The following is a 14,073-nucleotide window of genomic DNA, read 5'->3' as shown; positions in this document are numbered from 1 at the left end:
CCCCGAGGCTAGGATGGCCGATCGATCCAGGTCCAACACAGAAAACGCATCCACTGATACCCGGAATGAATCGATGTTCACGCTCACCCAGCTCGCGAACTTCGTGGCCGTCGCCGAGGAACTGCACTTCGGCCGCGCGGCCGCGCGGCTGCGCATGACGCAGCCGCCGCTCAGCCGCCAGATCCAGCTGCTGGAGAACGAGCTGAAGGTGCGGCTGTTCGACCGGACGAACCGGTCGGTGCGCCTCACCCCGGCCGGGCGCGCGTTCCTCGTCGAGGCCCGCAGGCTGCTCCAGCAGGCCGACCAGGCCGCGACGTCCGTCCGGCAGGTGTCGGCGGGGGAGGCCGGGACGGTCACACTGGGCTTCACGGCCGCGAGCGCCTACGCCACGCTCGGCCGGGTCCTGGAGGCCGCGCGGACGGCCCTGCCGGACGTCGAGATCGTGCTGCGGGAGATGGTGACCCGCGACCAGGTGCGCGCCCTCGCCGAGGGCGGTCTCGACCTCGGGCTGGTCCGGCCCCCGGTGAGCGACCCCGACCTGGAGGAGCGCCGCGCCGACCGCGAGGCGCTGCTCGCGGCGGTCCCGAGCGGCCATCCCCTCGCGGAGGGGGACGGCCCGCTCTCCCTCGCCGACTTCGACGGGCGGCGGTTCATCATGTACTCGCCCGTCGAGGCGCGCTACTTCCACGAACTGCTGATCAGCCTGTTCCGGCAGGCCCGCGTCTCGCCCGTGTACGCGCAGTACCTCAGCCAGGTGCACAGCGTCCTCGCGCTGGTCAACTGCGGCTGGGGCCTCGCCCTCGTGCCCGCGGCGGCGGCGCGGCTGCGCTACGCGGGCCTGACGTTCCGGGCGGTCGACCTGCCCGATCCGGCTCCCGTCGAGCTGAGCCTGGCCTGGCGGCGCGGCAACGACAACCCGGCGCTCGTCCGGCTGCTGCGCCACCTGGGACCGCCCTGACCACCGGTGCCCCGCCTTGACGGCGCCCGCCCGCTCGCTTAATTTGGCGTCCAAATATTGGCCGTCAAAGTATCGGCCCGCACCGCCCGCACCCTGGAGGAACGATGAGCGACTTTCCCGCGTACGCGCCGTCGGAGGAGCATGAGCTGCTGCGGCGTACGGTGCGTGAGCTGGCCGAGGCCAAGATCGCTCCTTTCGCGGCGGAGGTGGACGAGGAGTCGCGGTTCCCGCAGGAGGCGTTGGACGCGCTGGTGGCCAACGATCTGCATGCGGTGCACGTGCCCGAATCGTACGGGGGTGCGGGGGCCGATGCGCTGGCGACGGTGGTGGTGATCGAGGAGGTGGCGCGGGTGTGCGCGTCCTCGTCGTTGATCCCGGCGGTGAACAAGCTGGGGACGGTGCCGGTGCTGCTGGCGGGGTCGGCGGAGCTGAAGGAGCGGTTCCTGGGGCCGGTGGCGCGGGGCGAGGCGATGTTCTCGTATGCGTTGTCGGAGGCCGATGCGGGGTCGGACGCGGCGGGGATGAAGACGCGTGCGGTGCGCGAGGGCGAGGGGTGGGTGCTGAACGGGACCAAGATGTGGATCACCAATGCGGGGGTGTCGCGGTTCTACACGGTGATGGCGGTGACCGATCCGGGTGCGGGGGCGCGGGGGATCTCGGCGTTCGTGGTGGACGCCGAGGCCGACGCGGGGGTGTCGTTCGGGCCCAAGGAGCGCAAGCTGGGGATCAAGGGGTCCCCGACCCGGCAGGTGATCCTGGAGGACGTGCGGGTCCCGGCGGACCGGATGATCGGTGCGGAGGGGACGGGGTTCAAGACGGCGCTGGCGACGTTGGACCACACCCGGATCACGATCGCGGCGCAGGCGCTGGGGATCGCGCAGGGGGCGCTGGACTTCGCGGTGGGGTATGTCAAGCAGCGCCGGCAGTTCGGCAAGGCGATCGCCGACTTCCAGGGTGTGCAGTTCATGCTGGCCGACATGGCGATGCGGCTGGAGGGGGCGCGGCAGCTGACCTACCACGCGGCGATCAAGTCCGAGCGGGCGATGGCGGGGGAGAGCGTTCCGGACCTGACGTTCGTGTCGTCGGCGTGCAAGGCGCTGGCCTCGGACGTGGCGATGGACGTGACCACCGACGCGGTGCAGTTGCTGGGCGGGTACGGGTACACGCGCGAGTTCCCGGTCGAGCGGATGATGCGCGACGCCAAGATCACCCAGATCTACGAGGGCACCAACCAGATCCAGCGCATGGTCATGGCCCGCCAGCTCCTCAAGTAGCGCGCTCCCGAAGCAGCGCGGTCCCGAAGCAACGCGGTCCCGAAGCAACGCGTCCTCGAAGCGGCGCGGCCTTGAAGCGGTGCGCGGGACGGCCGTCGGGGCGGGCCGTGCGGCCCGCCCCCTCGGCTTCGGCTCGCCGGTGCGAGCGGCCGGAAGTGGGCGAAGGGGGCCGCCTGGTCACCCTCGACGACGTCGGCTCAACCGTGATGCGCGTGGCCGTCGCCGTGTCGAGAGAACTTCACCCAGTTGCCAGCGTGACATGTTCCCACTCGTTGTAGTTCTGGATTAGTTCATCGAGCTTGTTGCGAACGAGCTCGAGTCCGTAGCTGCCTACTGCGAGGCGCAGCGGAGGGTTGTCTGTGCCGACGACATCGGCCACAGCGGACATCGACTTGACCAGGTCGCCACGGCGCGCGCCCGCTGAGAAGTCCGCCATTGCCCGGCGGGCCCCGTCATAGTCGGCAAGTTGAGGATTGGTCGACAGATTGTCGAAGAACGGCGTGGTGAATCCGACAGGCTCAATAATGGTGACGTCGATCCCAATGGGCTCAAGTTCCTTGCTAAGTCCCTCTGAGAGCCCTTCCAGTGCGAACTTCGAGCTGGTGTAGGCCGTCATCGTGGGGAGGCTCACGTGGCCTCCCATCGACGAGGTGTTGAGGATGTGCCCTTCTCGTCGCTCGCGCATCTGCGGGAGGACTGCGTCGATGACCCGGACGACCCCGAACACGTTGGTTTCGTACTGGGCCCGCCAGCGTTCAAGGCTGACCTCTTCCAGCGTCCCGGTCTCTGCATATCCGGCGTTGTTGATCAACGCGTCGATCGGCCCGAACCTGTCGTTTGCTTCTTCGACCGCAGTTCGAACCGACTCGTCGTCGGTCACGTCCGCACGAATAACTTGTACCGCGTCCAGCGCGGCGAACGCACGGTCGGCCTTGCCTGGGTCTCGCATCGTCGCCGCGACATTCCAGCCTCGAGCTGCGAGCTGATGAACAAGTTCACGGCCCATCCCGGTTGAGCTTCCGGTGATGAAAACTGTGCGGCCGTTCTCCTGGCCGACGGTCAGCTTGGTCATGGTGAGGCTCCTCAGCTCGTGGGCGGGTGGTGGATCAAGTGTTCGGGCCTCGCAAGGCGCCGAGCATCAGTCGAATGACTGCACCGGATTCGAGAGGTACCTCGTCCGACAGGCCACAGCAGGGACGGGTGTTGAGCAGCAGCCCCCCAACGCCAGGAGAGGTACTCGATGAGCAGGCCGCCGACGATGACGCCCACGCTGGCGCCCGCACCGATGACCGCGCTGTAGATCGCGATCGCCCGGGTGCGCTCGACGGGGCTGGGAAAGCTCGTGACCAGCAGGGCGAGGGTGGACGGGATCGCGAAGACGACCGCCCTCCGGCGTGACGTGTGCATGGATGAGATGCGTGCTCCGTCGGGGTAGCGGGGGGTGCTGCCAAGATCACCCAGATCTACGAGGGCACCAACCAGATCCAGCGCATGGTCATGGCCCGCCAGCTCCTCAAGTGGCGGCCGGCGGCGCCGGTGGCGATGACTGACCTTCGCCCGTAGCGGGAAGAGGTCGGCCGAGGGGGTGGCTCATGACCGAACAGAGGCCCGTGCCCGGCATCGACACGAGCGTCCCGCACGTGGCGCGCATCTGGAACTACTGGCTGGGCGGCAAGGACAACTACCGGGTGGACCGCGAGGTCGGGGACCAGATCCTCGGGATGCTGCCGGACGTCGCCCGGCTGGCGCGCGCCTCCCGGCTGTTCCTGAACCGGGTGGTGTGGCACCTGGCCGCCGAGGCCGGGATCCGCCAGTTCGTCGACATCGGCACGGGGCTGCCGACGGTGGACAACACCCATGAGGTCGCGCAGCGCGCCGCGCCCGAGGCGAGGATCGTCTACGTCGACAACGACCCCCTGGTCCTGGAGCACGCGAAGGGCCTGCTCACCAGCACGCCCGAGGGGAGGACCGCCTACATCCACGCGGACGTGCGCGAGCCCGACGCGATTCTGGAGGGCGCCGCTGAGACGCTCGACCTCGCGAAGCCGGTCGCGTTCACGCTGATGGGCATCCTGGAGTTCGTCCCGGACAACGACCAGGCGTACGGGATCGTCCGCAGGCTCATGGAGGCGGTGCCCTCCGGCAGCTACTTCGCCATGTACGACGGGACGAACGTCGTGCACGGCGAGGCGTCCGACCGCATCGTGGACGTCTGGAACGCCTCGGGCAACGCGCACCTCCGGCTTCGGACCCCCGAGGAGATCGCGCACTTCTTCGACGGGCTGGAACTGGTGGAGCCGGGCGTCGTCCCGGTGACGCACTGGCGCCCCGACACGACGACCGAGCCGGAGGCCGTGGACGCCTACGGCGCCGTGGGCCGCAAGCCCTAGGAATCCCCGGAGCAGGCCCCGATGAGCGGAAACGAGTTCGTCTACACCACCTACGTCAAGACCACTCCAGAGCGGCTCTGGGAGGCGCTCACCGACCCCGCGTTCACCCGCCGCTACTGGGGCGTCGCCTTCGAGACCGACTGGAAGCCCGGGTCCGCCATCACCTGGCACGACGAGGGCGCGACGATGTCCGGCCCCGAGCAGGTCGTCCTCGAAGCCGAGCCGGGCCGGCGCCTCTCCTACACCTGGCACACCTTCACGCCGGAGTGGGCGCGGTCCGCCGGCGTGGACGAGGAGACCCGGGCCATGCTGCTCCGGGAACCCCGCTCCACGGTGGCCTTCGAACTCGAACCCGCCGGGGAGACGGTGAAGCTGACCGTGGTCCACGAGGGCGGGGAGGTCCTGCTCGGCATGTCGCGGCAGGGCTGGCCGCTCGTCCTGTCCGGCCTCAAGACCCTCCTGGAGACCGGAGCTCCGCTCCCCGCCACGTGACCGGTCTCGTGGGCCGCCTCGGCCTGTGCGCCGCCGTCCGCAGCGGAACGGTCCACCGATGCCCGGCCCGTCACATGAGCATGCTGCTGCCGCCGGACTCCTCTTCGCCGTCGGTGGTGTGCTCCAGCTCCAGGTACTCGTCGTCGGGCCAGAGCTCGTCGGCCACGAAGGCGAGGTACTCCTCGTCGTCCGGGTCCAGCTCGGCGGTCATGGACTCCGGGTGCCCCGGGGGCTCGGCGGCCGGGGGAGGGACCGCGACGGGAGACGGCGTCTCGGGAGCGAACCGCCGCGGCTCCGCGGCGCATCGCGGCGGCATGGGGTGGAGGAGGTTCGGCAGGAAAAGGCCGAACAGGGCGACCAGGGACGCGAGGACCAGGACTGTGACCACACCACACCGTCCTTTCGCGGTCGAGTTCCGCACGATTGTTGCGTAAGTAGCAAAACAGTTGAACGCTACCGGGATCGCCCGCCGGATGGGAGCCCGACATGCGAACCCGCCGGAGACGAAGAGGCCGTGGAGTCTCCCGCGGGCGCGCGCGAGCCGGCGAGGATCACCTGGGTTCACCCCGCCCGGTCGATCACCTCTCCAAGGCTGACGCGATCCGCGCGCAGCGGAGCCGCGACACGCGGGCTTGCGGCGCACGCTGCCAGGCTTTGGTGTGAGGGATGGAATCCGGTGGTGGTCGGCTCACGCGGGCGCGGAAAAGTGGCCTCGGCATGGGCTGCGACGGAGATAACGGCACCGGCGTCCCGGTGGGCGCCGTAGCGGCGCGGTGGGGGACGAGCGCCGGTTCATCGGGCCGGTGGGGCGGGCCTGCGGCGGGCGGCGGTCCTGTGCGGGGTCGGACGGCCAGTGGCCCGATGTGCGGGCCCGGGGCGGCCTGGGCGGCGGAGGAGGAGCTCACCCGGCGTCGGAGAGGACCGGCACTGCCGTCGGACGGCCGTGCCGGGTCGGGCCGCGCGGCTAGGCGGCCGTGATGGGGCGGTGCGGGTCGATGACGCGGCCGTCGGGAAGCAGCTCGCCGGTGTCGTCGAAGACGACGACGCCGTTGCAGAGCAGGTTCCAGCCCTGCTCGGGGTGGGCGGCGATGATGCGCGCGGCCTCGCGGTCGAGGTCGTCCGGCTGCGGACAGGGCGGCTCGTGCGTGCAGACGGTGTGGTGTTCGGCGGTCACTGGCTCCTCCAGGTGTCCCACGTGATTAAGGGACATAAAGCAGCCTGCCGCGCGGCGTCCGAAATATGCAAGTGGATGACGGATTTTTTACCCTCGAACACGTGTGAACGCCCCCAAGCTCGGGCAATCAGGGGCGATTCACCGCAAGATGCCACCATCCGGTTCGTCGCCGTGGTCCACGTCCAGGCCGACGACGGCCGTGCAGCCCGTGCAGATCCACTCGGCGATGACGGCCTCGGAGTTGGTGCCGTGCGTCCGGTAGGGGCGCTCGACGGCGCGGCGCCGCATCCCGTGGCCGCAGGACGAGTGCAGGAGCCTGCCGCAGGCGGGGCATGGCCAGACGTCCTCGCGCCGCAGGTCGCACCGGGGGCACAGCGGCGACTCGTAGTGCCCCGCCGGCTCGCCGAACTCCAGCTCGACCCGCCACTCGTGCTCCAGGTCAAGGTACTCGTCGGCCGGCCAGTGGTGGTCGGCCAGCCACGCGAGGTACTCCTCGTCCCCCGGGTCGAGGACGGCCGTCAGCGACTCGGGGTGCTGGTCGTCCGAACGGTCTCGGCTGCGGCCGCGCCGCGCGGTGGCCAGCAGCGTCAGCAGGCCCAGGAGCGCGGCCGCGGCCAGGCCTGTCGCCAGGGGCATCGCGGCGTCCTCAAATGATCTTGTGGCGGGGAAGTCCGATCATGAATGCACTTCACAAAACGCTGCGAACGCTACAAGAAAGGCTCAACAACGGAAAAGTCGATCTAAAAGATCCTTTACTGTGATCATGACCGGACCGGAGTCCGAAACCGGCGGCGGGGCCGTCCGTAACCGCACGGCCTGCGGGAACCGGGCCTCCGAGCCTCCTCCGCGCGCGGCCGGCGGCGGACCCGGTTTCACTCTCCGCTGAATCGGTCGATCAGTCCTTCCGCCCCAGCACGGCGACCATCTGGGTGTGCAGCGGGTGCTCCAGAGGTCCGGTGGGCCCGGCGGGCCGCCACTCGGTCACGTGGGCCACTCCCGGCTCCAGGATCGTGAGGCCCTCCATGAACCGCTCGATCTCGGAGGAGTGCCGGAAGTAGGACCCGCCGAGCCCCGACTGCAGGACGCGCTTGGCCTCCTCGACGCGCGGGTCGTCCCCCGCGTCGTGCAGGTGGGTGAGCACGACGTGGCTGCCCGGCGCCAGGAACTCGTGGAGCGCCCGGACGACGCCCGCCGGGTCGCGCTCGTCCGGCACATGATGGATGATCGCCGCCAGCACGACCCCCACCGGACGCGACAGGTCGAGCAGCGCCGTCAGCGCGGGGTCGGTGAAGATCTTCCGCGGCTCGTACAGGTCGCCCTGGATGAACGTGGCGACGCCGGTCTCGGTCAGCAGCGCCCGCCCGTGCGCCAGCACGATCGGGTCGTTGTCGACGTACACCACCCGCGCGTCCGGGTTGGCCGCCCGGGCGAACTGGTGGACGTTCGAGGCCGTGGGGAGCCCCGAGCCGATGTCGACGAACTGGTCGATCCCGAGATCGCGGGCCATGTAGGTGACCGCCCGCTCGATGGCGACCCGGTTGCCCTGCGCCACGACGGGGGCCTCCGGCACGAGCTGCATCACCATGTCGGCCACCTCGCGGTCGGCGGCGAAGTTGTCCTTGCCGCCGAGGAAGTAGTCGTACACGCGCGCGAACGTGGGCGTGGTGGGGTCGATGCCCGCAGGCGCGTTCTCTGGGAGGTCGTCGGCCACGTGTGCGGCTCCTTCTGTTGTGCACCCGGGTGCCCGCGGGGCGGTGACGTGATCGACTAGCTTAGGCCGATCCGCCCTGCCCGTCAGCCGATCCGCGCTGCCCGCCGGCCGTTCCGCCGCGGCGTCCTCGCTGTCCCGCGGTCCGCGGATTCTCGCGGACCCTCCCTGGAAAATCGGACTAACGGCTACAAATCGGGTACATCCCGGTCGTACCCATCGTGGACACCCGTGACGTCCGAGGACGGGGGCGACGAGCACGGGCCGCCGCTCCGGGCGCCTGCGAGCCGACTCTCTACCCGGAAGGAGAGGACATGGCGGACACCAACCGAGGCGTCGTGTACCAGGGGCCGGGCGAGGTCACGGTCGAGGACCTGGACTTCCCCAAGCTCGAACTGGCCGAACAGGGCGGGCGCAAGCTGGAGCACGGCGTCATCCTGAAGGTGCTGGCCACCAACATCTGCGGTTCCGACCAGCACATGGTGCGCGGCCGGACGACCGCGCCGGCCGGGCTCACGCTCGGCCACGAGATCACCGGTGAGGTGATCGAGACAGGCAGGGACGTCGAGTTCATCAAGGAGGGCGACCTCGTCAGCGTCCCGTTCAACATCGCGTGCGGCCGCTGCCGCAACTGCAAGGAGCGCAACACCGGCGTGTGCGAGAACGTCAACCGGGAACGGCCGGGCGCCGCCTACGGGTACGTCGACATGGGCGGCTGGCACGGCGGCCAGGCCGAGTACGCCGTCGTCCCGTACGCCGACTTCAACCTGCTCAAGTTCCCGGGCGACCGCGACACCGTGATGGAGAAGCTGCCCGACCTGGCGATGCTGTCGGACATCTTCCCGACCGGGTACCACGGCGCCTACAGCGCCGGCGTCACGACCGGTTCGACCGTGTACGTGGCGGGCGCGGGACCGGTCGGCCTCGCGTCCGCGACCGCCTGCCTGCTGCTCGGCGCCGCCGTCGTGATCGTCGGCGACATGAACGAGCAGCGGCTGGCGCAGGCCCGCGGCTTCGGCTGCGAGACCATCGACCTGTCGGAGCACGGCGACGTGGGCGCGCAGATCGAGCAGATCCTCGGCGTTCCCGAGGTGGACGCCGCCGTCGACTGCGTCGGGTTCGAGGCGCGCGGCCAGGGGCACGAGGGGGCGGGCACGGAGCAGCCGGCGACCGTCCTCAACACGCTCATGGACGTCACCCGCACCGCCGCCGGGCTCGGCATCCCCGGCCTGTACGTCACCGGTGACCCGGGCGCGTCGGACGAGAACGCGAAGGAGGGCCGGCTCGGGCTGCGGATCGGCCTCGGCTGGGCCAAGTCGCAGTACTTCGTCACGGGCCAGTGCCCGGTGATGAAGTACAACCGGCAGCTGATGATGGCGATCCTGCACGACCGGGTCCAGGTCGCCCGGAACGTCAACGCGTCGGTCATCCCGCTCGACGAGGCTCCGCAGGGCTACGCCGAGTTCGACCGGGGCGCGGCGCGCAAGTACGTCCTCGACCCGCACGGCACGCTGGGGGCCGCGGCCTGAGCCCGCCCTCGGTCTAGCGCACGCCTGAACGGGCGAAGGCGGTGATCCGTCGTCAGGGCGGATCACCGCCTTCGCCTTCCCGGCGCGGCAGGGGTGCGGTTTTCCGCAGGGGAGCGGTGCGGCGTGCGGCCGGACGGGTCGGCGGTGCGCTCCATGGTGGCGGGACGCCGCGGTTCCTAGCGTCGTGTACATGATCGAGACGATGTACGCGGCCTCCGGGAGCGAGCCCGCGGGGGGTGTCGCGGGGTGGGCGACCGACCTCATGGACAAGCTGGGCGCGCCGGGGGCGGGGCTGGCGATCGCGCTGGAGAACCTGTTCCCGCCGCTGCCGAGCGAGGTGATCCTCCCGCTGGCGGGGTTCGCGGCCGCGCAGGGCCGCATGAGCCTGGTGGCGGCGCTCGCGTGGACGACGGCCGGCAGCGTGGCCGGGGCGCTGGCCCTGTACGGGATCGGGGCGCTCATCGGACGGGACCGGATCCGCTCGCTGGTGGCCCGGCTGCCGCTGCTGAAGCTCGACGACCTCGACCGGACGGAGGCGTGGTTCGCCCGGCACGGGACCAAGGCGGTGTTCTTCGGCCGGTTGGTCCCGATCTTCCGCAGCCTGATCTCCGTCCCGGCCGGGGTCGAGCGGATGCGCATGCGGGTGTTCCTGCTTTGCACCGCCCTCGGCAGCCTGCTGTGGAACACGGCGTTCGTACTGGCCGGATACGGGCTCGGGGACAACTGGCGGACGGTCGAGGAGTTCGTCGGGGCCTACTCCAAGGCCGTGCTCGCGCTGGCCGGACTGGCCGCGCTGGCGTTCGCCGCCGTACGTATCGTGAAGGCGCGCGGGTCCTCGCGGCGGCCGGGGGCCGGGGCCCACCGAGCGGAGGCGAGAGAACTCGAACGTGATCGCAACTTCTGAGGCGCGGCGCGGCGGGACGCGCCCGGTGGGCCGGGCCGCGGCCGGCCTGCTGCTCGGCGCGGCCACCGCCGGAGCGGAACTGGTGCTGCTGGCGGTGGCCGCGCTCCTGATGGCGTACTCGATGGCGTTCTCGCGCGGGCGGCGGAAGGTCCCCTCGGCCGTCGCGGACGGCGCCGAACTCCTGGCCGAACTGGAGCTGTGGCGGCTCCGGGTGTTCCTCGGCGAGGACCGGGCCGTCCGGTACGGGCCGCTGAAGGCGCTCGCGTACCTCGTGCTGCGGGTGCCGGTGGGGCTGCTCGGCGGCGTCATCCTGCTGCTGGTCGGCTACGGGGCGGCGGCCGCGGTCCGGCTCGCGGTCGGCTGGTGGATCACAGGCGACCACATGGACGGCATCCCGCCGAGCTGGTGGATCGTCCTCTACGTCGCCGCCGCGGGCCTGGTGCTGCTCTTCCTCGCCGTCCAAGGCCTGGTCGGGGTCGCGGCGATGGAGCGGAGCGTGGCCAGGCGCTGCCTCGGGCCGAGCCCGCTGGAGGAGTACGAGCGCCGGATCGCGCAGCTGTCGGTGACGCGGGCGCAGGTGGTGGACGCGGTGGACGACGAGCGCCGCCGCATCGAGCGGGACCTGCACGACGGCGTCCAGCAGCGGCTCGTGGCGCTCGGCATGCTGATCGGCCGGGCACGCCGCGCCGGGGACGGGGACCGGGCGTCGGAGCTGCTGAGGCAGGCGCACGAGGAGTCGCAGCGGGCGCTGGCGGACCTGCGGGAGGTCACCTGGCGGGTCTACCCCGCCGCGCTGGACGGCGAGGGGCTGCGGGCGGCGCTGGAGACGGTGGCCGAGCGGTCCGCGCTGCCGGTGGCGATCGACTACGACGTCCCGGTCCGGGCCCCGCACGCGGTGGAGACCGCCGCCTACTTCGTCGTCTGCGAGGCCGTCACGAACGCCGCGAAGCACTCGGGCGCCTCGGCGGTGCGGGTGGCCGTCCAGCACCGGCAGGCGGGTTCCGCGACAATGATCGGCGTGCGCATCGAGGACGACGGAGGCGGGGGAGCCGACCCCGCGGGCGGCGGGCTCGCCGGGCTGGCCCGCCGGGTCGCCGCCCTGGACGGGACGTTCGCCGTGGACAGCCCGCGCGGCGGCCCGACCGTGATCACCGCGGAGCTGCCGTGCGGGTGATGCTGGCCGAGGACTCCACGCTGCTGCGCGAGGGCCTGGTGCGGCTGCTCGCCGAGGAGGGCCACCGGGTGGACGCGGCGGTCGGCGACGGCGACGCGCTGGTCGAGGCGGTGGCCGGCGGCCCGCCCGACGTGGTGGTCGTGGACGTCCGGATGCCGCCGACCCACACCGACGAGGGCCTGCGCGCCGCCCTGGAGATCCGGCGGCGCTGGCCGGACGTCGGGGTGCTCGTCCTGTCGCAGTACGTGGAGAAGCGCTACGCGGCCGAGCTGATCACCGCCGACACCGCCGGCGTCGGGTACCTGCTGAAGGACCGGGTGGCGCAGGTCGACGAGTTCCTCGACGCCCTGGAGCGCGTCGGCGCGGGCGGCGCCGCGTTCGACCCGGAGGTGGTGCGCCGGCTGCTAGCCGCGCACGGCGCGCGGAGCGACCCGCTGGCGCGGCTCACTCCGCGCGAGCGGGAGGTCCTCGACACGATGGCGCAGGGGCACGCCAACGCCTCGATCGCCGCCCACCTCCACATCTCGCAGAGCGCCGTCGAGAAGCACGTCAACGCGATCTTCGACAAGCTCGACCTGTCGCACACGACCGGCTACAGCCGCCGCGTCCTCGCCGTCCTGCGGTACCTGGGGTCCTGACGGCGGCCGGTCGGAGGAGGGCCGCGGCGCCCTACTCGATCCCCTCGGCGATCCGCAGCGCCATCGCCATGATGGTGAGCTGAGGGTTCACCTCGGGGCAGGTCGGCAGGACCGACGCGTCGGCCACGTGCACGCCCCGCACGCCCCGCAGCCGTCCGGACGGGTCCACCGGCGCCCGCGCCGCGTCGCCGCCCAGCTTCACCGTCCCGGTCGGGTGGAACCCGGCCAGGTGCAGGTCGGCGGCGGGCGCCATCGCCACGGCGCGGACGAGTTCGGCCTCGTCCCGGGCGACCGGGCCGCGCGGCAGGCCGGTGAGGACCTCCTCGGCTCCGGCCGCGAACAGGATCCGGCCCATCGCGACGAGCGCCCGCCGCAGCCGGGCCGCGTCTTCGCGGGCCAGGTCGTAGCGGACGAGCGCGCGGTGCCGGGCGCCGTGCACGCGCCCGGACGGGGCGTCGGCGATCATCGCGCCGAGCACGGCGAGGCGGTCGGCGTCCTCCAGCGCGCGGCGCAGCGCCCGTCCCGCGCCCGGCAGCGGGAACGAGCTCATGCCGGGCGGGCTCGCCGTCGCCTCGATGAGGATGCCGTCGCCGTGCAGCTCCTCGACGCCGACGCTCTGCATCACCCCCGACCACGACACGACCGGCTCGGCGAAACGCCCGGCGATGTTGGTCGCGGGGTGGACGGCCATCCCGCGTCCCACCCCGGGATGCCCGCCGAGTCCCGACCGCCGCAGGAGCAGGAGCGTCTCCGTGGCGCCGGCCGCGACGACGACGCGGGGCGAGAGGATCTCGAAGGCCGTGCCGTCCGGGCGGCGCGCGCGCACGCCGGTGGCCGTGCCGCGCTCGACGAGGATTCGTTCGACCCGGGCGTGGGAGACGATCCGCGCCCCCGCCTCGCACGCCTGGGGGAGCGCGTTCAGGTGGACGCCGTACTTGGCGTTGTGCGGGCAGCCGGCGGCGCACTGCCCGCTGCCCACGCAGTCGGGCGCGTTGCGGCGCAGCGGCCCCGCGCGCCAGCCGAGCCGCTGCGCGCCCTCCAGGGCGAGCAGCCCGTTGCGGCCGAGGGGGCCGAGCGGCTGCCGCGCGACCCGCAGCGTGGCCTCGACCTCGTCGAGCCGGCCGCCGAAGTCCTCGACCGGGACGCCGAGCCCCGCCCACCGCCGCAGGACGCGGTCCGGCGTCCGGTAGCAGGTGCCGCTGTTGACGACGGTCGTCCCGCCGACCGCCCTGCCCTGGGGCAGCAGCACGGGCGGGCGGCCGAGCGCGACGGTGGAGCCGCCGTCCCGGTACAGGTCGAGGAAGCGGTCGAGCGGCGGGCGGTCGCGGAACTCGGCGACCGTGAACCGCCGCCCCTCCTCCAGGACGACCACCGACATGCCCCGCCGGGCGAGGGTCCGCGCCGCCATCGCGCCGCCCGCCCCCGACCCGATCACGACGGCGTCGGCGGTCGAGCACGCGGGCCAGCCGCCGGACGGCGTGCAGTCCAGCGGCGCGTCGGGCCGCGGGTCGCCGGCCGCCGGGGGGAGCGGCAGCAGCTCGGTGCCGGCGGCGAGCAGCAGCGGGATCTTCAGCGCCTCGACGAGCCGCGCCGCCGGCTCGCGGGAGGTCAGCAGGGCGCAGAACGCGTCCCGGCGGTCGGCGTCCAGGCCGTCCAGCGGGTGCCCGGTGGCGAGCCGGGAGAGCGCGTCCAGCGTGCCCGCGCCGGCGCGCAGCCCGAGCCGCGCGGGCGCCGGGAGCGCCCGGCCGATGGCCTCCGCGCGGGCCGAGACCCGGGCGAGGTCGCGGGCGTCCTCGATGCCGAGCAGCGCCGCGACCGTTCCGGTCATCGCG

At 72.2% G+C, this 14,073-nt stretch carries 15 protein-coding genes; 8 read left to right on the top strand and 7 right to left on the bottom strand.

Annotation, left to right across the window (positions count from 1 at the left end):
- Positions 1–73 precede the first annotated feature (73 nt).
- A complete protein-coding gene (locus K4S16_RS02420) occupies positions 74–958 on the top strand; it encodes a LysR substrate-binding domain-containing protein (RefSeq protein ID WP_149257144.1) in 885 nt (294 codons plus the stop codon).
- 104 nt (positions 959–1,062) lie between these two features.
- Positions 1,063–2,232, top strand: coding sequence for an acyl-CoA dehydrogenase family protein (locus K4S16_RS02415; protein ID WP_149257143.1), 1,170 nt, complete (start codon positions 1,063–1,065; stop codon positions 2,230–2,232).
- 238 nt (positions 2,233–2,470) lie between these two features.
- Here K4S16_RS02415 and K4S16_RS02410 read toward each other — a convergent pair whose 3' ends face one another.
- Positions 2,471–3,304: an SDR family NAD(P)-dependent oxidoreductase gene (locus tag K4S16_RS02410; protein ID WP_149257142.1), complete on the bottom strand. Its 834-nt coding sequence runs from the start codon at positions 3,302–3,304 to the stop codon at positions 2,471–2,473.
- 11 nt (positions 3,305–3,315) lie between these two features.
- Positions 3,316–3,639, bottom strand: coding sequence for an MFS transporter (locus tag K4S16_RS46880; protein ID WP_200841651.1), 324 nt, complete (start codon positions 3,637–3,639; stop codon positions 3,316–3,318).
- Between the two features lie 185 nt (positions 3,640–3,824).
- Between K4S16_RS46880 and K4S16_RS02395 the strand changes: the two genes are divergently transcribed.
- A complete protein-coding gene (locus K4S16_RS02395) occupies positions 3,825–4,622 on the top strand; it encodes an SAM-dependent methyltransferase (RefSeq protein WP_149257141.1) in 798 nt (265 codons plus the stop codon).
- A 21-nt stretch (positions 4,623–4,643) separates the two neighbouring features.
- Entirely contained in the window at positions 4,644–5,114 is a 471-nt protein-coding gene (locus K4S16_RS02390) for an SRPBCC family protein (protein ID WP_149257140.1), read from the top strand.
- A 70-nt stretch (positions 5,115–5,184) separates the two neighbouring features.
- Here K4S16_RS02390 and K4S16_RS02385 read toward each other — a convergent pair whose 3' ends face one another.
- The 4 genes from K4S16_RS02385 to K4S16_RS02370 form a co-directional block, all read right to left on the bottom strand.
- Complete coding sequence (locus K4S16_RS02385; protein ID WP_149257139.1) at positions 5,185–5,502, bottom strand: hypothetical protein; 318 nt, start codon at positions 5,500–5,502, stop codon at positions 5,185–5,187.
- A gap of 576 nt (positions 5,503–6,078) precedes the next feature.
- Complete coding sequence (locus tag K4S16_RS02380) at positions 6,079–6,288, bottom strand: DUF5999 family protein (protein WP_235036514.1); 210 nt, start codon at positions 6,286–6,288, stop codon at positions 6,079–6,081.
- 138 nt (positions 6,289–6,426) lie between these two features.
- Entirely contained in the window at positions 6,427–6,924 is a 498-nt protein-coding gene (locus tag K4S16_RS44880; protein ID WP_200841650.1) for a hypothetical protein, read from the bottom strand.
- Positions 6,925–7,183: 259 nt separating this feature from the next.
- On the bottom strand, positions 7,184–7,999 hold the full coding sequence (locus K4S16_RS02370) for an SAM-dependent methyltransferase (protein WP_149257137.1): 816 nt from the start codon (positions 7,997–7,999) through the stop codon (positions 7,184–7,186).
- A 311-nt stretch (positions 8,000–8,310) separates the two neighbouring features.
- Between K4S16_RS02370 and fdhA the strand changes: the two genes are divergently transcribed.
- From fdhA to K4S16_RS02350, 4 genes are all read left to right on the top strand, one after another.
- On the top strand, positions 8,311–9,525 hold the full coding sequence (gene fdhA, locus K4S16_RS02365; RefSeq protein ID WP_149257136.1) for a formaldehyde dehydrogenase, glutathione-independent: 1,215 nt from the start codon (positions 8,311–8,313) through the stop codon (positions 9,523–9,525).
- A 190-nt stretch (positions 9,526–9,715) separates the two neighbouring features.
- Positions 9,716–10,429 (top strand): DedA family protein, encoded by a 714-nt coding sequence (locus tag K4S16_RS02360; RefSeq protein WP_149257135.1) that lies wholly within the window; start codon positions 9,716–9,718, stop codon positions 10,427–10,429.
- The gene (locus K4S16_RS02355; RefSeq protein ID WP_235036513.1) at positions 10,413–11,603 is read left to right on the top strand and encodes a sensor histidine kinase; all 1,191 of its coding nucleotides are present in this window, start codon (positions 10,413–10,415) and stop codon (positions 11,601–11,603) included. The genes K4S16_RS02360 and K4S16_RS02355 overlap by 17 nt, the downstream gene beginning before the upstream one ends.
- Positions 11,594–12,241: a response regulator transcription factor gene (locus tag K4S16_RS02350; RefSeq protein ID WP_149257134.1), complete on the top strand. Its 648-nt coding sequence runs from the start codon at positions 11,594–11,596 to the stop codon at positions 12,239–12,241. Before K4S16_RS02355 ends, K4S16_RS02350 begins: the two co-directional genes overlap by 10 nt.
- A 31-nt stretch (positions 12,242–12,272) precedes the next feature.
- Here K4S16_RS02350 and K4S16_RS02345 read toward each other — a convergent pair whose 3' ends face one another.
- Positions 12,273–14,069 carry a GMC family oxidoreductase gene (locus K4S16_RS02345; protein ID WP_149257963.1) on the bottom strand — a complete coding sequence of 599 codons (1,797 nt, stop codon included), beginning with the start codon at positions 14,067–14,069 and terminating at the stop codon, positions 12,273–12,275.
- Positions 14,070–14,073: the final 4 nt, after the last annotated feature.

The organism is Actinomadura sp. K4S16, from assembly GCF_008327685.1.
GTDB lineage: Bacteria > Actinomycetota > Actinomycetes > Streptosporangiales > Streptosporangiaceae > Spirillospora.
The sequence above is the reverse complement of the archived record's forward strand: the minus strand, read 5'-3'. Positions and strand labels throughout refer to the sequence as shown.

What these genes read in the sequence shown, in the direction of transcription:
- K4S16_RS02420 (WP_149257144.1), top strand. Translation starts at nt 74, where the DNA reads ATGTTCACGCTCACCCAGCTCGCGAACTTCGTGGCCGTCGCCGAGGAA.
- K4S16_RS02415 (WP_149257143.1), top strand. Translation starts at nt 1,063, where the DNA reads ATGAGCGACTTTCCCGCGTACGCGCCGTCGGAGGAGCATGAGCTGCTG.
- K4S16_RS02410 (WP_149257142.1), bottom strand. Translation starts at nt 3,304, where the DNA reads ATGACCAAGCTGACCGTCGGCCAGGAGAACGGCCGCACAGTTTTCATC.
- K4S16_RS46880 (WP_200841651.1), bottom strand. Translation starts at nt 3,639, where the DNA reads ATGCACACGTCACGCCGGAGGGCGGTCGTCTTCGCGATCCCGTCCACC.
- K4S16_RS02395 (WP_149257141.1), top strand. Translation starts at nt 3,825, where the DNA reads ATGACCGAACAGAGGCCCGTGCCCGGCATCGACACGAGCGTCCCGCAC.
- K4S16_RS02390 (WP_149257140.1), top strand. Translation starts at nt 4,644, where the DNA reads ATGAGCGGAAACGAGTTCGTCTACACCACCTACGTCAAGACCACTCCA.
- K4S16_RS44880 (WP_200841650.1), bottom strand. Translation starts at nt 6,924, where the DNA reads ATGCCCCTGGCGACAGGCCTGGCCGCGGCCGCGCTCCTGGGCCTGCTG.
- fdhA (WP_149257136.1), top strand. Translation starts at nt 8,311, where the DNA reads ATGGCGGACACCAACCGAGGCGTCGTGTACCAGGGGCCGGGCGAGGTC.
- K4S16_RS02360 (WP_149257135.1), top strand. Translation starts at nt 9,716, where the DNA reads ATGATCGAGACGATGTACGCGGCCTCCGGGAGCGAGCCCGCGGGGGGT.
- K4S16_RS02345 (WP_149257963.1), bottom strand. Translation starts at nt 14,069, where the DNA reads ATGACCGGAACGGTCGCGGCGCTGCTCGGCATCGAGGACGCCCGCGAC.